The sequence below is a fragment of the Anatilimnocola aggregata genome (assembly GCF_007747655.1).
Taxonomy (GTDB): Bacteria; Planctomycetota; Planctomycetia; order Pirellulales; family Pirellulaceae; genus Anatilimnocola; species Anatilimnocola aggregata.
The window spans coordinates 8,477,983-8,502,543 of record NZ_CP036274.1 but is presented as its reverse complement, the minus strand read 5'-3'; the positions used below and the strand labels follow the sequence as shown (position 1 = coordinate 8,502,543).

Sequence of the window (24,561 nt, the reverse complement as noted above, 5' to 3'; positions counted from 1 at the left end):
CCCAGGCGGTGACTCGCGCGAGTCGTCAGCCGGGCAACTGTGAGAAATTTCACAAACCTACTTATCGTGATTATAGGAGCCCGCCCGTCACTCGCCAACTGGCAATTCCGATTAGAGAAGATTGCCGGAATTTCTATAGACCAATTTGAGCAGCGGAATGGCGAATAACTGGCACTTATCAACTATCACCTAGGTGCCCGGATGCAGACCTACGAGTATCAGACACTTGCCTTCGACTGCCCCGTTGGTTTCTTCAGCCCGCACGAGTTGAAGCAGGAGGCGTTCACTACCGCCCTGAATCACTGGGGTGCCCAAGGCTGGGAACTGGTCAGCGTCGTCGGTTTCAACCGCTACGGCGGCGACACCAACCAGATGATCGCCGTCTTCAAACGAACGGCCACGCCACCGGTACCACCAGCTGAGAAGAAGTGGCTGAAGCTGGAACCGAGCGAAGTGACTTGGGTCGAACCGAGTTCGTAAAGTGGCCGCACACATTCCTTACGGCGCTAGAAACTGCTCGTGGATGTACTTGGCCGTGGAATCCCATTTTTTGGCAGCTGCCGCGAAGTCGACGGGCATGGCTTTGACTGTTCCGGGAGTTTCGACGCGGGGGATGATCTTCACTTGCCTGTTCAAAGGGATTTGGGCGCTGTCTCCATTGGCCAGGGCTTCTTCAACAGCGGGACTGAGCAGGTAGTCGACCAACCGCTTCGCTTCGGCCGGGTGAGGCGCGCCCTTGATGATGGCGAGCGTGTTGGGAATGAAGAGGGTGCCGAGTTGATCGTCGTTGCGGTCGGGATAGATGATCGCGACGCGGCTCCCTTTTTCCATCTCGATGATGGCATCGTCGGTATCGGTCAGCCCGAAGGCCAGGCTGCCCGCCGCCACTGCTTCGGCAACCTGCTTGTTGCCGCCGAGGACTTGCACCTGGTTTTCGCGCAGGGCATTGAAATAGGCCTTCGCTTTGTCGTCACCCAGCACAGCGAACAGGCAGGCCGCATGTGTGGCGGTGGTGCCGAAGAGAGGCTTGGCGATGGCGGTGCGCCCCCGGTATTGTGGCTTGGTCAGGTCGTAGATCGACGTGGGAAAGTCCACAGCGTCGACCAGATCGATATTCACGATGATGACCCGCGCCCGCGCGGCAAAGCCATGCCAGGTGCCACTGAGCGAGCGAAACTGCTCGGGATAATGCGAGGCTTGGGGCGAATGATAAGCGTCGAGGAGTCCGCGCTCTTCGAGTCGCAGCGTATTCAGGATTTCGTTGTTCCAAAAAATATCGCACCGCGGTCGCGGCACTTCGCCGATGATGGCCTGCGTCAAACCAACGGTCTTGGTACTTTCCAGGTCGTATTTGGCGAGCGCTTTGATGTTGGTTTGCCTGGTGAATTCTTTCAGGACAGGCTCCGAGAATTCACGATCGAGCGCGGAGTAAACGACCACTTCGGGCTGCGACGGCTGACAGCCCGCCAGTGCGCTGAAGAAGAAGAGACAACCGATTCGCGAAAAGAACATCAAGGCAACTTCCCCCAAATTCCTTCGAGCAGGCGAAAGGTTTCTTCGTCGTGCTTCTTCAATTCCCCGCTGACAAAGGGAAAGAAGTCGTTCGTGCCCAGATAGCATTCCGTCATCTCGGCAAAGAACTCCTTGTGATTCGTCATGGCATAGTGCTTGGTTTCTTTGCCGTTGATGAGCAGAATTTTGTCGTACAGTTCTGCCTTTTTCGCCCGGTCGTAAGCCGCGATGATGGCCGGATGCTCGAAGGTGAGAACTTGGTCGTGATAGGCGTGAGCCAACTCGTGCAGCAGCACGTACGGTTGGTGCGATTGGTGTTTGCGATCGAGAAAATACTTAGCCCGCGGAATATGGACGACCCTGGTACACTCGGCCGGATGGCCATTGGCCTTGAGCCAGCCTGCCGAGGGATGGTACTGAGCCTGCACAAGTTTTTCGTTATGCACGTCGAGGCGAATCGGAATCTTCTGCAACTCGGCAACCATCTCTGGAGCCAGCAGCGTTTTTAAGTGATACAGCTGATTGGCCACGACCCGCAGCGTGTTCTCGCGCAGGTCGCGATTGTCTTCCTTGTCGAACGATGTATCCACCTGAACAGTCCAGCCTTCGATCGTTTCAATGCGATGCGTACCGGCGGGCGTCAGTTGTTTGGCGGCAGAATCGTTTGCGTCAGCAGCCCCGGCCAGGTTAGCAAGAAGCAAACAGGTCGTCAGACACGTCGATAACAACCAGTTCAACGGCAGGATTCTAATCACGGGATGGGTCCGACAAAGAGACTTGGTGCTGGCAACGTAAACTGAAGACGTTGACTCAACATAGTCGAACCAGGGGCCGATCTCAATTTGCCTTGAGAATGCGGGTAGTGGGCCAATTTGAGGAATTAGTCCGGTCATTCAGATTGGCCCCGCGAGCATCCGGCCTTTCTCTTGGATCGGATCCCACCAGCGTGGTATCTTGAACCCGGCGGGCAATCTGGGGCGCTCGCCGAGGAGGCTTTGGCCATGCTGGTTTCTTTTGTTCTTTGTCTGGTTGCCTGCGCGGGGGATGGTTCGTCGGGGCAAGACGCCGCGGCGGGGAAGCGCCCATTTCACGAAATTCAGAATGAACTGAGTGTCTTGCTCAAGAGCGAGGCGCTGACCAAAGACGCAGCCGAGCGGGCGAAGCTCACGCGGCGGCTATGCCAGCTGCATCACGAGATCCTGCGCGATCCGCGGCACGAATATGCGGAGGCAATGAAGGGCTATCGCGTGCAAGCTTGGGCTCGCCTGAAAAAGGTACAAGCCGATCTGAAGAATCAACTTGCGCGCGAGCGGAAGGTGAAAGCTCCGCAAGTGGGAACGGATCCCGATCTCCTTGCGGCCAGCGATAGCCTGGCGCTGACGTTGAACCTGGTGGATAGTTCATTGGGCGGACCGAGCGCGCTGCTGGCGCGGGGCGGGCGAGCGCAGATCGATGACAACGGGCAAGAGTTGGTCGATTTGATCGAGCGGACGATCAATCCCGATTTTTGGGATACCAACGGCGGACCGGGCACGATTGTCTATTTCGCACCGCTCCAATGCCTGGTGATCACTGCCACCGGTGAGATGCACCACAATGCAGGCGGTTTGCTGGGCGGCTTACGAGCGGTTGACCGTTAACGCGGTTTTCTGCAAACGAAGAAAATGGCTCACTGGCGCGGCTTTCCTTTCCAGCGGACTGCTTCTTCCGGTCCGCTGATGATGGTCATCTCTTCGTCGGTGGCACGCACGCCCAGTGTGCCGCAGCCGGCGACCAGACCTTTCAGTTCCGTCTTCGACTTGGGTTGACCCAGCACGAAGCTCAGCACATAGCCGAGCACAAGCGTGAAAACGGTACCGAACGTAACCGTCCAAATGTCGTGGAACCGCACGCTTAGGGGCCACAGCGGGCGGAGAAACTCGAACTGGTTGAAGGCGACCAGCGTCACGGTAAAGAGGGTGCCGATGGCGAGTGACCAGAATGCGGCAGCACTGGTGCAACGGCGAGTGAACATGCCGAGCAGATAAACGGCCAGCAGCGGCGCGCCGAAAGTGTTCACCACCGCGACCATAATTGCGAAGACATCGCCAATTTGCGCGATGATGAGCGAGAAGAGGGTCGCCGCCACACCAACGATGAGCGTTAGTGGTTGTGCGAGCTTCAGTTCGTCTTCTTCATTCAACTGGCTGACTGGCTTCTGCAGCCGATTGGCCAGCCATCGTCGCCCGACGCCGTAGCGCCGATGCATATCGATAATCAGGAGTGAACAGAGCGAGTTGAGTCCGGAGTCGATCGATGACATGGACGCCGCCAAGAGTGCTGCAACGATCAGGCCCGCCACGCCCCAGCCGAGTCGTGTGGAGATGAAGCGGGGCAAGATCTCTTCGGCGGCTCGCTTATTCAAAACCACTTCGGGGCGCAGTTTGGGATCATTCGTGCCGATGGCCGACGCAGCCGGCGCTCTGCGCATCGCCAGCTTTTCGATCAGTACTTCACCCGTATCGGGATCGAGCAGTTCGTCGGCATCCGTCAACGGCTCTTTGGAATTCGGCTCGAGCAACTTTCCCTGCTTGACGAGGCGATGCACGTTGGCCGGCGTAATGGCGTCGTCCTTGCTCCGCCAATTGAGGAGCGGCCTGCCAACTGTCGGGTCGACTTCCTGCTGGCCGCTTACACTGCTGGTGCGCAGTTTGTCGGGATCGCGGGTCGCTTCGGCAGTGATCGACTTGCGAGTTTGGCCGTCGACATTCGCCACCCACTCGGGCCGCAGTTGTTGCGGATTGTCGTGATAGAAGGTGAGCAGACAGAGCCCGATGTAAACCAGGCCCGGTAGCAACAGCGAAAGTGCGAGCGTATTGAGCAAAAACGAATTGCGGGCCGCGATCACACTCTTGGCGCTCAGAAAGCGCTGGGCGGTGATCTGATCGGCGATATAAAACGAGAGCATCGCCAGGACCCAGTGGGGCAACGCGGCCCAGATCGACCATTGATCGCCCCAGCTGAATTTGAAGTCGTCGAAGTCGAGTCGACCGAGGCTGTAAGAAACTTCGGTCACGCGCGCCGGGCCACCATCGACTTGCAGCCAGACGGCGAGAATCACAATCACGACGCCGCCAAGCATCATCAGCCCTTGGATGACGTCGCTCCAGATGACCGCCTTCATCCCACCCAGCACGGTGTAAATGGTCGTGACGAAGCCCAGCAATAGCAGCAGCGGCCAATCGGGAATGTTCCAGCCCGCGGCGAGAATCAGCAACTTGCTGGGAGCATAGATCACACCGCCGAGCCACAGCAGCCGCCAGACCACGAACAGTCCGCTAGCGAGCAAGCGGACGCGGGAGTCGAAACGCATCTCCAAGTATTCGTACACGCTGTCGAGTTTCAGCCCACGATAAATGGGAACGACCACACCAACAATAATCGGCAGCCCGATCCAAATACTGAGGGGATGAATCAGCACCAGCAGGCCGTGATCGTACGATTGGCCGGGGAGTCCGGTGTACGACATGGCTGAGATCAGCGTGGCCATCAGCGAGATGCCCAGCGGAAACCAGCTGAATGCCCGACCGCCGAGAAAGTAGTCTTCCGTCGTCTTCTGCTCGCCGCTGAAATAGAACCCCAGCCCCAGCATGGCTGCGAAATAAGCGACAAGCATGCCGTAATCGAGCCAATTCAAATTCGCCAGCAGCAGGATCGAATCGGGCACGCGCGACTCCGCGGCAAGAAGGAACAAAGGAGAATGCGATTAGCGGCCCCTTTGATACCCTGCACGGGTGTGACAAGCAACGGGAAGAATTGCAGATCGCAGATTTGAGATTGCAGCTGACGGCCTGTCAGTCACTGGCCCTTGCGTCCGCAGCAATGGCCACGAGCACGTCCATGCAGCTGACGATCCAGACTTTGGTCTTCACCAGGTTCTCGGCGGCAATCAACTCTGCAACTGCGCAAACACGACCTGACCTTCGTACCTAAGACCTCCCCGACGAGAAAGATAGGCCCTCGTCAAGGCTCAAGTCTGCTGCGGTGTTCAAACGGCAAGCGGGTCACATTCCCAGGAACGGCACCGGCACCAAGAAGGCATGTTGCTCGAACAGGCTCGCGACTCCGTTCCAACTGGTGTACTGCGTAAAGAAGACGATCAGCACGAACAGCAGCACCACGGGAATGGCTGCGAACCGCGAACAGAGTCGCAGGATGAACCAGCTGGGCTTTTCGCGACGACGGGCATAGCCCAGCGCCCAACCGGTGAACAAGCGCGCGGGGTAGATGAACAGAATGAAGAACACGCTGAGCGTCCAAAGCAGTGGGCGCGGCGGCGGCTCGATCTTGAGCAGATAGAGTGGCAGCGCGAAGGCTAGCGTTGCCAATAGCGAGAACCAAAAGATGAGTGGAGCGCGGCGAAACTGCTGGCGAACTTCACGCCAAGCAAACATGGCCGAGAAGCGATTCTCGGCCGCAAAATGTGCCTGCAGAAAGGGGAGATAAAGGAGCACAGCGGCCAGTAGCAGCGCTCCTGCCCAACCGACGAGAATCGCCACAGGCTTGGGCTGGGCGGTTCCCGCCGTCAGCATGGTGATGGGAATGGCGAGCCACAGCAGGGCCCCAATGAAGCCGCGCAGACCGAGCCAGAAGTAGTGGGGCAGTTGCAGGCCGACGACGAAGTCCCACACCGCATCGCGTGCTTCCACATACATTCGTCCGCGCCACAGCCCGGCCCACAAAATGGCCGGCGGAAACCAACTCGTCCACGGCAGGGGCGTGAACAGATCTTCGTATAGCGTAGGCCACCACGGTTTGAGCAGGCGGCGCATGGCCGGCGCGACCAGCCCGCTGTTGAGCAAACGTTGCCCGAGTTGAAACGGCGCCAGGAGCGGCCAGAAGAAGTGCCGCAATTTGCCGCCGCTATACCAGGCCAGCAGAATGTGCCCGACCATAAGTACGGTGCAGATCGTCAGGGCGATTCGCCAAACGGGTGCCGCGGGATTGCCAGGGATGGCTTCGGCATCGCGAGTGAGGCCCGCGATAAACCGAATCGGCAGCAGCATGATCCAGGTGCCAGCGACCAGGCTGCCGATTCGGGCGAAGCGGCGAATATCGATGAAGCCATCGCGCAGCTTACCGCTGCGGGTAACGCGGCCGCTGGCTTCGAGCAGGTAACCGAGACTCGCGAATTGCAGGAGTGGTACGACGCTGACAGCAGCCAGGCAGCCGATCAAACTGGCCAGCCCAAACAGCCAGGCAAGCGTAAAGCACAATAGCCGCCAGGCTTTTACCGGCCAGCTTTGGGCGGGGGGTAACGTCGACCATTCGTCGACCATTTCGGCCATTACCAAGTCCGTCGGCAGTCGCGGCTGGCTCGCATCTTCGGCCAGAAAGGGGACGACCGGGGTCTGGGCGTCGACCGCTTCGGCTGCGAAGAGCGTACTGCTGACCGGGTTTGCTATCGCCGGGCGAGATTCAGGCGGAAGTGGAGATTTAATCGACATGCACAGTGCTCGCGGCCTGCCGTCCAGAAGGATTGCCCAAAGTTGATGTCTGCCGATTGCCGGGCGAAACTTACCAGCCAGCTGTCAGGTAATCTCTGTTGTCACGCGGGCTCGTAATGGTCACGATAAGTGACAGCCACCCAGAAATACCAGTCGAAACCACCTTTCGTTTCACCGGTTGGGAAAATGCGGGGGCGAATTGCCAGCGTGGCCGGTTTTGACCCTCACTGTTTTGCCGCGATCGAGGCCAGCCATGTGGGCACGCAATTTACTATTTGCCGCCGTCTGCCTGCTGGGGCTCGGCGCGCTGGCAGCGAACATCCTGCTGCAAGATCGCATCGCTACTCCCCGTACCTTTCAGCCCAACCGCTTTGGCCAGCCCGTCGTCCGGAATGCTTCCGCCTCTGCCAGCAGTTCTGCTGAACCAGCAAACACACAGGCAACCAACGACTGGCAGCTGGCGCTGAGCAAGATCAACGCCGAGTTTCGGGAATCTTGGGAACAGAAAAATCTGGAAGTCACCCCGCCAGCCGATAGTTTGACGCTCGCGCGGCGGCTATCGCTTGGTTTGACGGGGACAATCCCTTCGCTGGAAGAAATTCGCGAGTTGGAGCGTTTGCCGGAGAATGAACGGCTGGAATGGTGGACGTCGCGCCTGCTCGAAGATCGTCGCTTTGGCGATTATGTCGGCGAACGGCTGGCCCGGGTTTATGTCGGCACCGACGACGGTCCCGTGGCGCTTTATCGCCGCCGGCGGTTCGTCAGCTGGCTCAGCGATCAACTGCTGCAAGCCCAGCCTTATAACGAAATCGTCCAGAAGATGATCGGCGGCAACGGCATCTGGACCAGCAAGCCCGAACTCAACTTCATCACCCACACGTGCACCGAAAATAATCAAGGTCAGCCCGACGAAGTCCGTCTGGCCGCGCGCACGGTGCGGGCCTTCCTCGCCTTGCGAATCGATTGCCTGCAATGCCACGACGATAACCTCGGCACTAATTTCCTGGGGGATGAAGGGGCTGCGCGCTCCAGCAAGCAAGCCGACTTTCATCAGCTGGCCGCCTTTTTTGCTCCTGCCAAACTGGGGCTCTCGGGCGTGCAAGACACGGGGGATGTCTATCGCTTCAAGTATTTGAAAGCGGAGAAGGAAGAAACCGTTCCGGTCGCTGTCCCCTATGGTGCAGATTTGTTAACGGGCTCGGGAACTCGTCGCGAGCAACTGGCGCAGTGGGTGACTCATCCGCAGAACAAGCCATTTGCCCGCGCGATGGTGAACCGCATGTGGGCCATCGTTTGTGGTCGGCCACTGGTTGAACCCATCGACGAAATTCCGCTGCACGGCACTTATCCGCCAGCACTTGAAACATTGGCCGACGATTTTGTGCAGCACGGTCACGATCTGCAGCGGTTGATTCGCCTCATCGCGGCCAGCGATGCTTTTCAACGAGCCAGCCACGCCGATTTTGAGATCACCGCCGATCACGAAGCGGCCTGGGCTGCTTTTCCACTCTCGCGTTTGCAACCGCAGCAAATGGCCGGGGCCATGATTCAATCGTCGTCGCTCAATACGCTCGACGAGCAGAATGCGCACATCATTTGGTTGTTGGCCAAGAACGATCAGACCCGCGAATTTGTCCGTCGCTATGGTGACTTGGGCGAAGATGAATTCAGCGATCGAGGCGGCACGATTCCCCAGCGCCTGCTGCTGATGAATGGGGAACTCGTCAATGAGCGGACGAGCGAGAACATCGTTGCCAATGCTGCGACGCGGATTGTCACGGTCACGCCGCGAGCGGAGTCAGCCATCGACGCGGCTTATCTGGCAGTGCTCACGCGCCGCGCGACTGCGGAAGAGAAAGCGGTGTTTGTCCCTCGCCTGGAAGCAGCCCGCGGCGACTTCCGCCGGCGGGTGCTGGAAGATCTGTACTGGGTGCTGGTGAATAGCACTGAGTTTTCGTGGAACCACTAGTGACGTGCGGAATGCGGATTGCCGAGTGCGGAGTAAGGAAAGCGAGCGGGAATTAAACATGCAAAACTCACCGGGATTCTGTAACTCAGCCTCTCACTTTTCGCGGCGCGGCGCGCTGCAGGCGCTGGGCCTATCGGGCATCTCATTCTTGACGCCTCTGGCCGAGAAATTGGCCCGCGCGGCAGAAAGTGAACCGCGCGGCAGCACGCCCCGTTCGCTGATTGTGCTCTGGATGCAAGGTGGCCCGAGTCAGCTGGAAACCTTCGATCCGCATCCCAAGACCGATATCGCGGCCGGCAGCTTGAGCATTCCCACAGCGGTAAAGGGAATTGAAATTGGCAACGGTCTGCCGCTGGTTGCCGAGCAGATGGAATCGATTTCGCTCGTCCGTTCGGTCGTCAGCAAAGAAGGGGACCACGAGCGCGCCACGTACTACGTAAAGAATGGCTATCGTCCCGACCCGACACTCGTCCATCCGTCGCTGGGCGCGGTGCTTTGTCATCAAACGCAAGACAACATCGAGATTCCGCGTCACATCTCGCTGCTGCCGAACATCTGGGCCGCCCGCGGCGGCTATCTGGGGGATCAATTCGATGCGTTCAAGTCGCAAGATCCACTCGGGCCCGTGCCGGACGTGAAGACGCGCGTTGCCCAGCCCCGCTTCGATCAGCGTCTAAAAGACCTGGCTCTGGTCGAAGGTCAGTTCGCTCGCGGGCGAATGAAGAATCTCGATCAAGGTCGCACGTTGCATCAGAGCAGTGTGGAAGCAGCGCGGCGGATGATGTCGTCCGAACAATTGGCGGCGTTCGATGTGAGCAAAGCGCCCGAAGCATTGCGGCAGGAGTTTGGCGAAACGCCGTTTGGCCGCTGCTGCCTTGCGGCGCTGCAACTCGTCGAAGTTGGTGTCCGCTGCGTCGAGATTCGTTTGGATAGCTGGGACTCGCACGCGAATAATCATGAGTTCTGCAAGCAGCTGAACACCACGCTCGACCCAGCCTTCGCCTCGCTCATCAAACACCTGCGCGAGCGCAAGCTGTTCGACCGCACCATGATTCTGTGGGCTGGCGAATTTGGTCGTACACCGAAAATGAACGGGCTCGGCGGTCGCGATCACTGGCCGCACGGCTTTAGTATGGCTCTGGCCGGCGGCGGCATTGCCGGCGGGCGCGTGATCGGCGAAACCGCCCCGCAGCCCAAGCTGGACGATAAGAATCGGCTGCAAGACGTAAGCGATCCACGACACGTCGAAGACGTACACGCCACCATCCTGCACGCCTTTGGCATCGACTATAAGCAGGAACTCGAAACCCCCATCGGCCGCCCCATGGCCCTCAGCCAAGGCAAAGTCATCCGCGAACTTCTCGCCTGATGGCGGTGTCCTCCTGTGGCAGATAGCAGTCGGCAAGGTTGTGAACCTTGCCGCCAATTCCGCCACAACCGACAGCCGTCACCTTGAGGACGGGCCGTTGCAGACGATATACTCACGTTCTTGCTACCCAAGTTCCCGTAGCGCAATTGGATAGAGCGTCGCCCTCCGAAGGCGAAGGTTACAGGTTCGAACCCTGTCGGGAATACTCTTTCTAACGCTTGCCGCGCGCTCCAGTTAGCGCACCTGCTGGTCGTCAGTTGATCTAAGCAGCCTCGGCAACCAGCGATCTTCCGGTACCGACATGTCGCGAACCCCAAAAGAGAGGGGTGTTCAACTAAGGGGTCGATAGTTGAACAGTACCTAGCGCCATTCACGGGTTTCCGAGCGATTCGTGTTCAACTATCGACGGTGTTGTTGAACGTTTAGGATGGAAAAGCTCAACCGCTAAGACCGTTATCTTCGGCACGGACTGCGGCCAAAGCCCGCACAACTCTCACCGGGTGGCGCTCGGTCTTTCTCAATGGACGCGTAACAACCTGCGAATTTGTACGCCGTTAGTACTGGTAGCTGATCTATCGCTCAGTTTCAGGCTTCCGCATTTGGTTAACCCACGCGCTTGCGCGGGTGAGCTGCGAAATCGCCGGCCGAAAAGTTCGGCGGCCACAAGCGGCTCGGTTAACCAACAGAGGCAGCCTGACAAAGATCGCGGGTCGGACTACTAGGTCCAAATGAAACTGGAACTTGAACGACTCATCCAAACAGCTGCCGCATTCGCGGGGCTGGCAAGTTTTCCAGTCAAGTCTTATCTCGTAACCGCACTTCGCACCGGCCCTACGCTGGGAACTCGTTCTTGGGAACAACTCCTGGTGTGACAGTCCGTCCGCGCGGGTGCAGCTGATTCTTTTCGTAACTAGTTCCTCACTTTTCACCCGGAGAACCTGCCATGGGGCTCAAGAAGAACGTGATCGAAGCGCTGGCTTCCTCACCTGTCAAATGGATCAACTTTACCTTCGCGAATCGGATGGTCTCGCCGATCGGCTACTACTACGTGGCCAGCATGGTGGACAACAACACAATCAAATGTGCAGTCGATTCGAACTTGAGCAATACCGCGACCTACAACGCGGCCACGAACACGATTACGGCCAGCGACGGCAGTTACGGCGAGACCTACTTCGATGAGAAGGCTCTGCTGATTCACGAATGCACGCATGCCCTGCTCGATTGCCTGTACAACGGCCGCGACATGAACAACAACAAGGCTGGCGGCATCACGGTGCTGCAAGACGAAACGATCGCCTACATCGCACAGGCGATCTACATCATCGCCGCCAAGGGGAACTCGCCGAGCAACCAGGCGAAGCCCGATTATCAGGCCGTCGAGTCCATTCAGTCGAAGCTTGAAGCAGTAATGGCCAAGCGCTGGAGCGGCTGCGAAACCATCCACCTGACTGGTGCAGACGTTGCCGGTCTGACAACGGCCATCAAGAACGATCCACTCTACAGCGATTGGGCTTCGACGGCGGTTCACAACGGATGAGGTAGGTGGCTGAGTGCAGGCATTCGTTACCCGCTTGCGTCCCCGTCAGGAGCTTGCAATGCACTGGCGGCTGAAGGATCATTCAGGCACGAATTACCTACCATTCGCCAACCTGAAAGCTTCAGCCGCCGCCATGAAAACCTCTTTCCTGTTTCTTGTTTCGTGGATTGTGCTCTCGATCGCGCTGCATGCCGCAGACGCGCCGAACGCGAACCAGGCTGACCGTCAGGTGCAGCCGGGCGTTCCGCAAGGCAAAGTCACTGCCGGCACGTTCGCCGAAAGCCAGTTGTTTCCCGGCACGCGCCGCGATTACAGCGTGTATGTTCCCGCGCAATACTCGGCCGACAAGCCAGCAAGCCTGATGGTGTTCATGGATGGCAACGGCTACGCCAAAGTAGACGGGGCGTTTCGCGTGCCGGTGGTGTTTGACAACTTGATTCATCAAAAGGCGATGCCTGTAACGATCGCCGTCTTCGTGAGTCCCGGCACCGTCCCGGCGCTGAAGCCCGGAGCCAAGGATCGCAGCAACCGCTCGTTCGAATACGACTCGCTCGGCGACCGCTATGCTCGATTTCTCGTCGACGAGTTCTTGCCCGTCGCACTCAAGGGACTGAATGTCTCGAACGACCCCAAGCAGCGGGCGGTGTGCGGCATCTCTTCGGGCGGAATCTGTGCCTTCACCGCAGCTTGGGAGAAGCCCGATCAGTTCGGCAAAGTGTTGAGCCACATTGGCAGTTTCACGAACATCCGCGGTGGCTGGGCCTATCCCGGCCTGGTTCGCAAAACCAAGAGCGCGCCGAAGCCGCTCAAGATCTACTTGCAAGACGGCAAAGACGACCTGAATAACCTCTTCGGCAATTGGCCTCTCGCCAACGAAGACCTTGCTGCCGCGCTGCGGTTTGCAGGTTACGAGCATCGCTTTGTCATGACTGGCGGCGGCCATAGCGGCGGCCCCGGTGGCGAACTGCTCCCGGAAGCCCTGCGCTGGCTGTGGTCGGAAGAAAAGCAAGTCGCCGTGGCATCTCCGCCCCCAGCAACTAAGCCTGATCCTTGGAAACCGCATGCCGACGCGATTGAGCGCGACGACGTGCCGAAGGGTGTTGTCGAAGAAATGACCCCGTGGGAATCGAAGGTTTTCCCGAATACGAAACGGGAGTGGGCCATCTATGTTCCAGCGCAGTACAAGAAAGACGAACCGGCCGCGTTGATGGTGTTTCAAGATGGCCATACCTATCGCGATGTGAAGGGCCGCTGGCGCGTCCCCATCGTGTTCGACAACCTCATCGCGCGCGGAGACATGCCGCCGACCATTGCGGTTTTCATCAACCCAGGGCACGACGAATCGAAGGGAAAACCGGAGAATCGCTGGAAGGCGTCGAACCGCAGTTTCGAATACGATAGTCTCGGCGATCGCTATTCCCGCTTCTTGCTCGAAGAGATCTTGCCGGAAGTCGAGAATCGCTACAACATTTCGAAAGATCCCGAACTGCGGGCCATTGGGGGTGCCAGTTCGGGCGGCATTTGCTCCTTCACCGTTGCCTGGGAGCGACCCCACGCGTTTCGCAAAGTCCTCTCCACAGTGGGGAGCTTTACGAATTTGCGCGGCGGTAATGTCTATCCATCCCTCGTGCGCAAGACCGATCCAAAACCGCTGCGGGTCTATCTCGCCGATACCAGCGGCGACGTCGATAACGCCTTCGGCAGTTGGCCGTGGTCGAACCGGCTGATGGCCTCGTCGTTGCAATACATGGGCTACGACGTCCGCTTCGATTGGGCCGAAGGTTATGCCCATAACTCTGACCATGGCGGCGCGCTCTTTCCCGAGGCCCTCAAGTGGCTATGGCGAAAAGAGAAGGCCAGTCCAGTCATCGATACTCGCGGCGATCTGGGTGGCGACTTAACTCTGCTTAAGCTGCTAGTGCCCGGCGAAACCTGGCAACCTGTCGCCGAGGGTCTTGGCTTCGCCGATGCTCCCTGTGCTGACGCTGAAGGAAACTTTTACTTCTCCGATATGAAAGCGCCAGCTGTCTATAAGGTGAGCGCTGCGGATGGCACGCGCGTCGAAATCGCCAAAGAAGCCGTCAGCGGCCTGAAGTTCGGCCCCGATGGTTTGCTGTATGGCTGCCAAGGGGCCAAGAGCCGCGTGATTTCGCTCGATCCGAAATCGGGTGCCATCAAGGAAGTGGCAACCAACGTTGTGCCGAATGATTTGGCGGTCACTGCTGACGGTTATGTCTACATCACCGAAACCAAGCTCCAGCGCGTGACGCAGATCAACCTCAAGACAGGCAAGGTCACGGCCGTCGATGAAGGGATCACTCGCCCCAATGGCATCGCTCTCTCGAACGATGGCGGCACGCTGGCCGTTTCCGACTCGGGGGGCGAGCATACGTGGACGTTCCGCACTAACGCCGATGGCACGCTCGATGCCAAGATGCCCACGATGACGATGCGTCTGCCAATCGATCCCAAGGGTGAATTCAAGTTCAATGAGCCGCCCCCCTATCAAGCTGCCTCGCGCGGCGACGGCATGGCCGTCGATAAAGCGGGCCGGTATTACGTCACATCAGCCCTGGGGGTACAAGTGTTCGACCCCACTGGCCGGCAATGCGGCGTGCTTCCCAAACCAACCGAGACACAGCCCCTTACCAGTTGCACGTTGGCTGGACCTAAGCACTCGTACCTCTACGTCACTAATGGCGACAAGGTCTTCCGCCGCAAGCTGAAGTTGGATTAACGCGGTGAGGGATCGCTGGCCGGCGGAGTGAGCCAGGAGCAGGGCATCTAGAAAGATATCGCGATGATCAGTTGGGAGAAGCTGCTTCAGCTAATGGAACGCCCGTTCTACGGCAATGCTTTGCAGCACTGGGGGCTGGCAATAGCCGTGGCGCTCGGACTGTTTGTCTTGCTCAAGTTGATCCAGGCCATTCTCGCGAGTCGGCTAAAGCAACTGAACGAACGATATGCCACCGACACCGGCGAACTGCTGGTCGAGGCGGTGCGGAGCGTGAGGCTCTGGTTCTTGCTGGAGATCTCGTTGTATGTGGGCTCGCTGCTCCTGGCGCTGCCGCCCAAAACGATGACGATTCTTAATACGCTCGCCATCGTGGCCGTACTGCTGCAGGCGGCACTAACCGGCAATGCTTTGCTGACGTTGGTGATCAAGGGCTACTCGCACCGGCGGTTGCAAACCGATGCCGCCAGTGTGACGACTGTCACCACACTCGGCTTTCTCGGCCGGTTGGGCCTGTGGACGATCGTTGGCTTGCTGGTGCTGCAAAATTTGGGGATCGACGTCAGCGCGCTCGTCACCGGCCTGGGCATTGGTGGCATTGCCGTGGCCTTGGCCGCGCAGAACATCCTGGGCGACCTCTTCGGCTCGCTGGCGATCGTGCTCGACAAGCCCTTTGTGCTCGGCGACTTCATCATTGTCGGCGAGCAGATGGGAACGGTCGAAAAGATCGGCATCAAGACCACGCACCTGCGGAGCCTCGCCGGCGAGCAGATCATCATTTCCAATGCCGACTTGCTCAAGAGCCGAATTCGCAACTGCAAACGGATGCAGGAGCGCCGCATCGTGTTCGCCATTGGCGTCACTTATCAAACACCCCCCGACAAGTTGGCCGCGATCTCTGGTCTGCTCCGAAAAGTAGTCGAGGATCAAGAGCCCGTACGTTTCGACCGGGCACACTTCAAAGGCTTTGGTCCGTCATCGCTGGATTTCGAAGTGGTTTACTTCGTCCTCTCGCCCGACTTCAACCTGTACATGGACATTCAGCAGAAGATTAACCTCTGGCTGTTTCAGAAATTCGCCGACGAAGGAATCGAATTCGCCTACCCGACCCAGACCATCTTTATTGAGCCTCAAGAGACCGACGAGAACGACAAACCCGCGAGCGCGAATGACACCGCCAGCCAAAGCAAAGAGACGCCCGCGAAACTCATCCTTTAAGGGCCTCGCAATGCGAACATCCTTCTTGCTGCTGACATTGGTCTGGTTCGTCGCTGCAGCAGCGGCCGCAGAACCATCTCCCAACATCATCTTGGTTTTGGCCGATGATCTCGGCTGGTCGGACATCGGCTGTTATGGCGGCGAGATGGAAACTCCGCATATCGACTCCTTGGCCCGCGCTGGTCTGCGGTTCACGCAGTTCTATAACAACGCCATCTGCGGACCGACGCGAGCTTCGCTGCTGACGGGGCTCTATTGCCAGCAATTGGGGCATCGGGGCGATCGGTGGAATGAACCGATGGACTTCAATAAGTGCCTGACCTTGGGCGAAGTACTGCAGCAGGCCGACTATCAAACGATGATGGTGGGCAAATGGCAAAGCCTCGATTCACCGCTCGATCGTGGCTTCGATCGCTTCTTTGGTCCCATGTGCCAGGCAAAGATCAGCTACTTTCACGAAGTGCAAGGGAATCCCTACTACCTCGATCGCCAGCGTGTGGAACTGCCGAAGGACTTCTATCTAACCGAGGCCTTGAACGATCATGCGGACATATTCTTGGACGAGGCACTCGCAAAAGACAAGCCGTTCTTTTTGTACGTTGCCCACCTGGCTCCGCACTGGCCGCTGCATGCGCGGAAAGCAGAAGTTGCTCGCTTTCGCGAACGTTACCGAAAGTTGGGTTGGGATCAGGTCCGCGCCCAGCGATTCGAGGCTCAGCAACGCGCAGGCTTGGTTCCTGCCGGCTGGAACCTGGCCGCGCGACTACCGGGCATTCGCGACTGGGAGACAGAACCTCTCCCAGATTGGCAAGCAGAGCGAATGGCCGTCTATGCAGCGCAGGTCGCAGGCATCGATCGCGGTGTTGGCCGAATTCTGCAAAAACTGAAAGCTGCCGGCAAAGAAGACAACACGCTCGTGATGTTCTTATCTGACAACGGGGCCGCGCCGGACGGCGGACTCGTTCCAAGCAAGGCTGGCTTCGGTTTCAACACCAATTCGCCGAACAATCAATGGCGAAAGGACGGCGTGGCGATTTTGCCGGGGAGCGGGCCCGGCAATCTTCCAGGCGCCCACAACACCTTCGCTGGTTACGGACTGGCTTGGGCCAACGCCAGCAATACGCCGCTGCGTGGCACAAAATTGCAAGGCTACGAAGGAGGGATCCGCACACCGCTGGTTGTTCGTTGGCCCAAAGTCGTGCGCAAGCACGATTCAATTACCGACCAACCAGGCCACGTGTTCGACTTCATGGCGACATTCCTCGACATCGCCAATGCCAGTTACCCGGCCGAGTTCAAAGCCCGCAAGCCGTTGCCGGTCGAAGGTCAGAGCCTGTTGCCCATCTTCGCCGGTCGCCAGCGCGCCACGTACAAGGATCTGTGCTGGAGTCTGCCGCAGCACCATGCGATTCGAAGCGGATCGTGGAAGGCCATCAGGCCGCGGACTGGCGGACCTTGGGAGCTGTTTGACCTGGCGGCGGATGGAACTGAAACCGTCGACCGCGCCGCACAAGAACCGTTGCGAGTGACCGAACTGGCGCGCCGTTTTGAAGCCTGGCGCCACCGAGTGGGAGCCGATTAAGATGTCGTCTTCGCAAAATCTACCTTTGGTTGAGCCCGCCGAATATGCGGAGCGAGTTCTCGCCGCCAGTGAACTGCCAGACGTCGCGCGCGAGGCCAGTTCGTTGTTGCAGGAATGCCGCGCGCGAAGTTTGATTTCAGATTGGGAAGGTTGCCCGAAAGTAGACGACTTCGCTCGCTTGATCGTGGCAACCTCCCGCGTACTTCCGGCTGGCGGTTCGATTGAGACCGGCGTCTATCAGGGTGGAACGGCCGGGCCACTTCTGTGCGTGGCTGCTGCCGAAAGTTTTCACGTCTCGATTGATCCCTACGGACTTCCCTCGCAGTCCTACGTGGTACAGGACTACGGCAACTGGCCTGTTGTCCGCCACACGCTGACAAAGCTTACGCAACTGGCGGAAGAGAGGCAGATCAATTTTTGCCATTACCTGATGGACTCGGCGACGTTTGTGCGGGCCGATTTGCTCACGCACCCCGGGCGATTTCGCATCGTGCATCTCGATGGCGACCATTCTCAGGAAGCAGTCGAAATGGAACTGCGCTACTTTCGCCGACGCCTAACGGGGCCGGCGCTGTTCATCATGGACGACCACGATGAGCACTTTCCGGGCGTGGAAGCGGCCCTGCAAACGACCGGCCAGGGAATGGTCCGCGTGCTGCACCGGCGCTACGACTTTCCCAACTACGGCATCGCGGGATTCTCGGCCTGGATTCACCCTGGAATCAGCAAGTCGTGACTTCTTCGATGTTCAGCGATCGCGTCGGCGCTATTGCCCAGCCAACAAGTATGCGAGCAGGTGGCGAATCTCATCGCGGGTAAAGCTGTCGAGCAGTCCGCTGGGCATGGGAGAGGTTTGCGTAGCACGATGATCGGTGATTTGCTTTTTGTCGATCTCGATGATTAACTCGGGCCGCAACGGATCGGTATTGAGTACCAGCTTCTCGGAGCGGTAGTCACCTTCTGCAACCACACGACCGCTGTGCACCTTGCCATCTTCGGTGAGAATGGTTTCCATGCGATAGTTCTCGGCCACCGAGAGATTCGGCGACAGAATCGACTCGAGCATATCGCGGCGACTGAATCGCCGGCTGACTTGCGTTAGCTCGGGGCCCACGGCAGCACCGCGCAGGCCAACGCGATGGCAACGAACGCAGAGAGCATCGCGAAAAATCACTGCGCCCAGCTTGGCATCTCCCAGCGAAGCATCGTCTTCGTAAACACTCACTAGTTCCGGCAGGGTCCATTTCTGCAGATGCTTGCGCGGTGGTGGCAAAGGCTCCACCGTAACGGGCTGTGGCTCCAGCAAGTCGGCAAAGGCCTTATTCTCTTCCTCGCTGAGGGTGGCGAGAATCTGCGGCCGGAGCCATTTCTCGAACGGAGGTAAGCCTGCGCCGCCGACCATCCGCGAGACGTTGTTCAATGCGACCAGTTCGCTGCGCCGCGTCTCCGGCGTCCATCCCTCGCGCGCGTTGCGCAGCGCTAGCAAGCCGGCCAGTTGGTCCTCCTGCACGCTGCTGTTGAGTAAGGTGCGGGCAGCGAAGGCGGGCAGTGACTTGGACCCCAGTTCCCCCATCAAGAGTGCCACGCGGCGGCGCAGTTCGTCGCTGGTTCCTTCGGGAGCCACCTCCTTGGTGGTTGAAGCCTCAAGTTCCCGGCAGAGAACAAGCAGCGGACTGAGTAGATCGACTTTGCGAGATTCGACTGCGTCCGGGCTGGTCTCGTGGCAGAGTTGTACGATCCGCACCCAGATAAATTGCGACGAGAGATCGCTCTCCTGCCACTTCCAGAGTTTCACACGTTCGAGAATTCTCGGCACGTCATCCGGCCGTCTTGTGCGGGCGGCGGCGAGCAAATCGGGCAGAGTCTCCGGCGTTCGAATAGGTTTGCCGTTGGGGTCAAAATAGTGTGTTTCATAAGCCAGACGAGCAGCCTGGCGGACGAGGGGATCGGCACTCGCCATTTCCGGCGGAGCGACGACGTCGCGCGGCGCTCCCGCTGGCGAGGCCTTGTCGGGATGCAGTAGCGAAGCGAACTTCTGGCGCTGCTCGTGCGAGAACTTTCTCGCTTCCTCTTCGTGCGCACCCAATTCGATCGCCGCATTCGCTTGCTTGCCAACAAACCGCACTCGATAAAGGGCCGACTGCGTCTTGCGGCCGCCAGTGATCAGGTACATATCGCCATCAGATCCCGCAGTGACATCGGTGACGTTGAGTGGTCGCCCTTGCAAAAAGAGCTCGGTCGCGGCGCGCCAAGTTGCACCGCGCGGGGCGAGATGCACGACGATCACACGGCCGTAAGTCCAGTCGAGCGCGAAGAGCGCTTGACGATACGGCTGCGGAAACTTCAGCTGATAGCCGAACATGACCGAGGTCGGTGAGCTGCGGCCAATATCGATGACCGGCGGCGTATGGTCGGGCTGATCGTGAAAGCGCGGCGGAAACTTGCCGGTCGATTCGCGGTAGCCATGATCGCCCCCAGTAAGCAAATGCAAGATGCGCGTGGGACGATACCAGGGCATACCCATGTCGAACTCGTTGTCGGCATCAAACGTAAAAGGTTCACCCTTTTGATCCAGGTCGATGCCATACGGATTGCGCAGGCCCGCGGAGAGTAGTTCCCAATTCTTGCCGGGCGGAGCGGTGCGCAATAAGAATCCTTCGCGCTTTTGTTCTTTCCGCTTCGATTCTGTCAGGGGAGAGGTGTAGTCGCGAATGTTCTCGCGCGGCACATCGACCGAGTCCCCTTGGATGGAATAGATGACTTGCTTGCCGTCCAACGTTGCAACCACCAGGTCGTTTCGTCCGTGGCCAACGTTGCCGGGAAATTGCCGCAGTTCGGTCTCCGCTTGCACCGTCTCATCAGCGGCGATTTGAAAGCGATACATTCCTTTGGAGTTGTTGGCATTGGCAACCAAGTCATCGCCCACGCGGACCAGTCCGCGAATTTCTTTCAGCGTCGAAGGGATGGGCTCTACGTTGGCAATCGACTGGCGATCAGCGGCCAGCGTCATTCGCAACAGTCCTTGATCCTCGCGAGAAATGAGCAACTTGCCCTGCGAGTCGAAAACGCAGCTGATCCAGGAGCCTTCGTCCGGCCTGGCAGCGCGCAGTTCCTGAATTTCGAAGCCCGGCACCGTCCAGAATTTGGGAGCCGCTTTGTGGGGAGAATCGGTCTTCGCTTGTTGCCACTGTTCGTAGTTTTCGAATGGCGAGAGCGCGATGCTGCGGCGGCCCGTTCCCCACAATTCGGGCAACACAGCACCCAGGTCAGTCGCTTGCCACTCTTTGTCGGTAATGAGGTAGGTTGTCTCGTTCTGCTGCTGCACCGCCAGCGATAGCGCGACTGCTGACGGGCCTTCGACAGGCAGGGCGCGAATGACAAGTTCGTTTTCGCCGCGCTGGAGCCAGCGCGTAACGTCGAGCGATTGCGTTTGGCAGTAAGGTGCGACGCTCAGAACCGCCTGGCCATTGATTTCGACCGTGGCCTGGCAAAAGTCGGCAGCGAATTGGAGCTGGGCTGTCTGAAACGGACTGGTGAGGTGCAGGCGACGTGTGAAAACAGGCTTGTCTGGCTGATCAACAGATGACCAGATCCAGTGCGGCGGTTCGGCTGCCAGCGTTACACTCGGACTGAGGTTTACCAGCCCGCAACTTGCTATCAGCAGTGAACAAAGCAGAATCAAACGCATGCGGATACCCGTTATCGCCGTAGAACTGGTCCCTCGTTCGCGCCAATGACTGCAGTAGGCTGCGAGTTTTTGTTAGTCTAGCGAGTGGCGAGGCGCAAGGCGAAGCAACGAGCTAATTCGGCTGCGGGCAGTGATTGTCATTGAGGTGGTAATGCATCCCGATTCTGCACAGGTTCCCCGGTGGCCGGCGGTGGGTACCGATCAACCCACGGCCGTTGACCACGATCAAGTCCTGGCCGAAGTATTCCGCCGCTCCCCTTCGTTCATGGCCGTACTGCGCGGTCCCGATCATGTTTTCGAACTCGCCAACGATGCTTACCGGTCGCTCGTGGGGCAGCGGCAGTTGATTGGCCGCGCGGTGCGCGACGCGTTCCCTGAATTGGCCGGGCAAGGCTATTTCGAACTACTCGACCGCGTCTATGCCACCGGAGAAGTTTTTTCGGGAACAAATCTGCAAGCATTTCTGCATCAGCGCGACGACGCGCAGCCCGTTGAGATTCGGCTTGACCTGGTCTATCAGCCGCTGCGCGATGAGCGTGGGCAAGTAACCGGCATCTTTGCCCACGGCGTTGACCTCACCCAACATCATCTGGCCGAACAATCGCGGCGGCAGTTGGTCAACGAGATTGCCCAGCAAGCGAATGTCTATGAGACGACCCTCTCGTCGATCAGTGATTTTGCCTACACGTTCAATCGCGCGGGACGATTTCTGTATGCCAACAAGCCGCTGGCCGATTTGCTGGCGATGCGCCCCGCAGAGATCGTCGGCAAGAACTTCTTTGACCTCAATTATCCACCCGAGCTCGCCGCCAAACTACAGCAGCAAATCGAGCAGGTCTTTGCCACTGGGGAAGGGCTCGCCGACGAAACCGCGTTCACCGGCGCAGCGGGAGAATCCGGTTACTTCGAATACATTTTTCGTCCGGTGTTCGATCTCGACGGGCGAGTGGTGGTGGTTGCTGGATCGACCCGCGACATCACGCAGCGAAAACTAGCGGAGGAACCTCTCCGCGCGAGCGAAGCCCGGTTTCGCGCGATTTTCGACCAGGCAGCAGTCGGCATGGTCGAGTTCGATACGTTCGGCGTGGTCACGCGCACGAACGAAACGTTTTGCCGCATCGTCGGGCGTAACACATCAGAAGTTGTCGGCGTTACTTCCGCGCACTACTCGCATCCAGAGGATGTACGAATCGGCATCGAAGCGATTCGGCAAATCGCAGAAAAGACGGCTCACCGCGCTTCGTTCGAAAAGCGCTACATCCGCTCCGATGGCACCATCGTCTGGGCGCGGGCGACACTGTCGCCGCTGTTCGATGCCAGCGGTCAGTTACTGCGCTTGATGGGAATCGTCGAAGACATTTCCGAGCAAAAGAGTGCGGAAGATCGCCTCCGCTTCTTGATGCACTTGAGCGATACCGTTCGTCCGCTGATTAATCCCGATGAGATCATGGCGACCTCGGCGCAACTACTCGGCGAATTCCTCGACGTGGATCGCTGCGCCTACGCGGAGATTGAGGCGGACCAGGATGCCATGCTGCTGGCCGGCAATTTCACCCGCGGCACCAAAAGTCTCGTTGGCCGCATGCGGTTTTCGGACTTCGGTGCCGAAGCGATCCGGTTGATGCAGGGCAATCAGCCGTACGTGGTGTACGACATCGATAGCCATGTGCCGACCGTCGATGTGGCGGCCTATCGCGCTGCGGAAATCCAGGCCGTGATTTGCATTCCGCTGCATAAAGCGGGCAAGTTCGTGGCCGCGATGGCCGTGCATCAAACGCAGCCGCGGGTTTGGACGAACGATGAAATCCAGATTGTGCAGGCGGTTGCGACGCGCTGTTGGGAGTCGATCGAGCGGGCGCGCGTCACGCGGCACTATCGCGATAGCGAACAGCGGTATCGCACGTTCGTCGATACGGTCTCGTCGGTGGTCTGGCTCACCGATCCCGACGGAAATATGGTCGGAGAGAATCCCTCTTGGTGCGGCTTCACGGGGCAGAGTTGGGAGGGGTGCCGTGGCTTTGGTTGGTTGAGCGCGATTCACCCCGACGATCAGCAGCGCACCTCGAGGATTTGGCGTGAGGCGATTGTGACTCGACAGATGTACGAATGCGAATATCGGTTGCGGCGGCACGATGGCGTTTATCGCTATGTGATTGCTCGCGGTGCGCCGGTGCTACTGGCCGATGGCACGGTGAAAGAGTGGGTCGGCAATTGCACCGACAATCACGACCAGCGGATGCTCGTGGAGCAGAACCAGCGACTTCTCGAATCAGAACGGGCCGCCCGCTCGGAAGCGGAACGAACCGGCCGCATGAAGGACGAGTTTCTCGCCACGCTTAGTCACGAATTGCGAACCCCACTGAGCGCTATTCTCGGCTGGGCTCAACTCTTGCAGCATGCCGATATCGCTGGCAGCGAAGCAAAGGAAGGTCTCGCGACCATCGAGCGTAACGCCCGCATTCAAGCTCAACTGATCGACGACCTGCTCGATATGAGCCGCATTATCTCCGGCAAGATCAGGCTCGATGTGCAGACCGTCGACTTGCCGACGGTCATCACGGCAGCCATCAATACCGTCCGTCACAGTGCCGAGGCGAAACGAATCGTTGTGCGCACCATCCTCGATAGTCACGCGGGGCCAATCGCAGGCGATCCTCACCGCTTGCAGCAGATCGTCTGGAATCTGCTGAGTAACTCGATCAAGTTTACGCCCGCTGCGGGAAAGATCGAAGTGATCTTGCGGCGTGTGGATAGCCATGTCGAGATCAGCGTGGCCGATAGTGGCGTTGGCATCCAGCCTGAGTTTGTGCCGCACGTCTTTGAACGATTCCGGCAAGCAGATGCTTCGATCTCGCGAAGCTTTAGCGGACTGGGGCTCGGCCTGGCCATTGTCAAGCAACTGGTGGAGTTGCACGGCGGTTCCATTCACGTCGCCAGCGAAGGAGAAGGTCGCGGCAGTACTTTCACCGTGCTGCTCCCAGTTTCGCTCACGCTGAGTCGCGATGTGCAACCGCTGCAGCCAGCAGACCGCGCGCGAACACCGAGTGCGGCGGTCAAGAGTCAGGCTGCTTGGGTGCAGCCGAATTTGCAAGGGGTGAAGGTGCTGCTGGTCGATGACGAGCGCGATGCCCGCGAACTCGCCCGCCGCATTCTCACCGATTGCCAGGCCGAAGTACTGCTGGCCCCAAGTGGTGAAGCAGCCCTGCAATTGCTTGGTACAGCAACGCCGGATGTCATCGTGAGTGACATCGGCATGCCCGAACTCGATGGCTACGAATTGATGCGCCGGGTGCGGGCCCAAGGAATCACCATGCCCGCAGCTGCGCTCACGGCCTTCGCACGGGCTGAAGATCGGACGCAGGCACTACTTGCGGGCTTCCAAACGCACATCACTAAGCCCGTTGATCCACGGGAACTCATGGCGACTGTGGCCACGCTGGTGGGAAGAACGGGTAACAAATAG

The 24,561-nt window shown here is 58.8% G+C and carries 15 protein-coding genes and 1 tRNA gene; 11 read left to right on the top strand and 5 right to left on the bottom strand.

What is annotated here, in order from left to right; translation table 11 throughout:
- Positions 1-201: 201 nt before the first annotated feature.
- Positions 202-480, top strand: a complete 279-nt coding sequence (locus ETAA8_RS32350; RefSeq protein ID WP_145098968.1) for a DUF4177 domain-containing protein — start codon at positions 202-204, stop codon at positions 478-480.
- 18 nt (positions 481-498) lie between these two features.
- On the opposite strand, the gene ETAA8_RS32345 is transcribed toward ETAA8_RS32350, so the two are convergent.
- Both ETAA8_RS32345 and ETAA8_RS32340 read right to left on the bottom strand, forming a co-directional pair.
- The gene (locus ETAA8_RS32345) at positions 499-1,512 is read right to left on the bottom strand and encodes an extracellular solute-binding protein (RefSeq protein ID WP_145098965.1); all 1,014 of its coding nucleotides are present in this window, start codon (positions 1,510-1,512) and stop codon (positions 499-501) included.
- Positions 1,512-2,249: a metallopeptidase gene (locus ETAA8_RS32340; RefSeq protein WP_145098962.1), complete on the bottom strand. Its 738-nt coding sequence runs from the start codon at positions 2,247-2,249 to the stop codon at positions 1,512-1,514. The genes ETAA8_RS32345 and ETAA8_RS32340 overlap by 1 nt, the downstream gene beginning before the upstream one ends.
- Positions 2,250-2,513: 264 nt before the next feature.
- Between ETAA8_RS32340 and ETAA8_RS32335 the strand changes: the two genes are divergently transcribed.
- Entirely contained in the window at positions 2,514-3,152 is a 639-nt protein-coding gene (locus ETAA8_RS32335; protein WP_145098959.1) for a hypothetical protein, read from the top strand.
- A 29-nt stretch (positions 3,153-3,181) separates the two neighbouring features.
- On the opposite strand, the gene ETAA8_RS32330 is transcribed toward ETAA8_RS32335, so the two are convergent.
- Together ETAA8_RS32330 and ETAA8_RS32325 are read right to left on the bottom strand one after the other, a co-directional pair.
- Entirely contained in the window at positions 3,182-5,218 is a 2,037-nt protein-coding gene (locus ETAA8_RS32330; protein ID WP_145098956.1) for a sodium:solute symporter family transporter, read from the bottom strand.
- A gap of 337 nt (positions 5,219-5,555) precedes the next feature.
- Positions 5,556-6,998, bottom strand: a complete 1,443-nt coding sequence (locus tag ETAA8_RS32325; protein ID WP_145098953.1) for a hypothetical protein — start codon at positions 6,996-6,998, stop codon at positions 5,556-5,558.
- Between the two features lie 253 nt (positions 6,999-7,251).
- Between ETAA8_RS32325 and ETAA8_RS32320 the strand changes: the two genes are divergently transcribed.
- The 8 genes from ETAA8_RS32320 (at position 7,252) to ETAA8_RS32285 (ending at position 18,146) form a co-directional block, all read left to right on the top strand.
- The gene (locus tag ETAA8_RS32320) at positions 7,252-8,967 is read left to right on the top strand and encodes a DUF1553 domain-containing protein (RefSeq protein ID WP_145098950.1); all 1,716 of its coding nucleotides are present in this window, start codon (positions 7,252-7,254) and stop codon (positions 8,965-8,967) included.
- 58 nt (positions 8,968-9,025) lie between these two features.
- The gene (locus tag ETAA8_RS32315; protein ID WP_145098947.1) at positions 9,026-10,336 is read left to right on the top strand and encodes a DUF1501 domain-containing protein; all 1,311 of its coding nucleotides are present in this window, start codon (positions 9,026-9,028) and stop codon (positions 10,334-10,336) included.
- A gap of 131 nt (positions 10,337-10,467) precedes the next feature.
- Positions 10,468-10,541 (top strand) — tRNA-Arg (locus ETAA8_RS32310).
- 738 nt (positions 10,542-11,279) lie between these two features.
- A complete protein-coding gene (locus tag ETAA8_RS32305; RefSeq protein ID WP_145098944.1) occupies positions 11,280-11,876 on the top strand; it encodes a hypothetical protein in 597 nt (198 codons plus the stop codon).
- Between the two features lie 133 nt (positions 11,877-12,009).
- Positions 12,010-14,613, top strand: a complete 2,604-nt coding sequence (locus ETAA8_RS32300; RefSeq protein ID WP_145098941.1) for an alpha/beta hydrolase-fold protein — start codon at positions 12,010-12,012, stop codon at positions 14,611-14,613.
- Between the two features lie 63 nt (positions 14,614-14,676).
- Entirely contained in the window at positions 14,677-15,828 is a 1,152-nt protein-coding gene (locus tag ETAA8_RS32295; protein WP_145098938.1) for a mechanosensitive ion channel family protein, read from the top strand.
- Positions 15,829-15,838: 10 nt separating this feature from the next.
- Positions 15,839-17,410, top strand: a complete 1,572-nt coding sequence (locus ETAA8_RS32290) for an arylsulfatase (RefSeq protein WP_202921404.1) — start codon at positions 15,839-15,841, stop codon at positions 17,408-17,410.
- 1 nt (position 17,411) lies between these two features.
- Entirely contained in the window at positions 17,412-18,146 is a 735-nt protein-coding gene (locus ETAA8_RS32285) for a class I SAM-dependent methyltransferase (protein WP_145098932.1), read from the top strand.
- Between the two features lie 30 nt (positions 18,147-18,176).
- On the opposite strand, the gene ETAA8_RS32280 is transcribed toward ETAA8_RS32285, so the two are convergent.
- Positions 18,177-21,098 (bottom strand): c-type cytochrome, encoded by a 2,922-nt coding sequence (locus ETAA8_RS32280; RefSeq protein ID WP_145098929.1) that lies wholly within the window; start codon positions 21,096-21,098, stop codon positions 18,177-18,179.
- A gap of 151 nt (positions 21,099-21,249) precedes the next feature.
- On the opposite strand from ETAA8_RS32280, the gene ETAA8_RS32275 reads away from it, so the two are divergent.
- Complete coding sequence (locus ETAA8_RS32275) at positions 21,250-24,561, top strand: PAS domain S-box protein (protein ID WP_145098926.1); 3,312 nt, start codon at positions 21,250-21,252, stop codon at positions 24,559-24,561.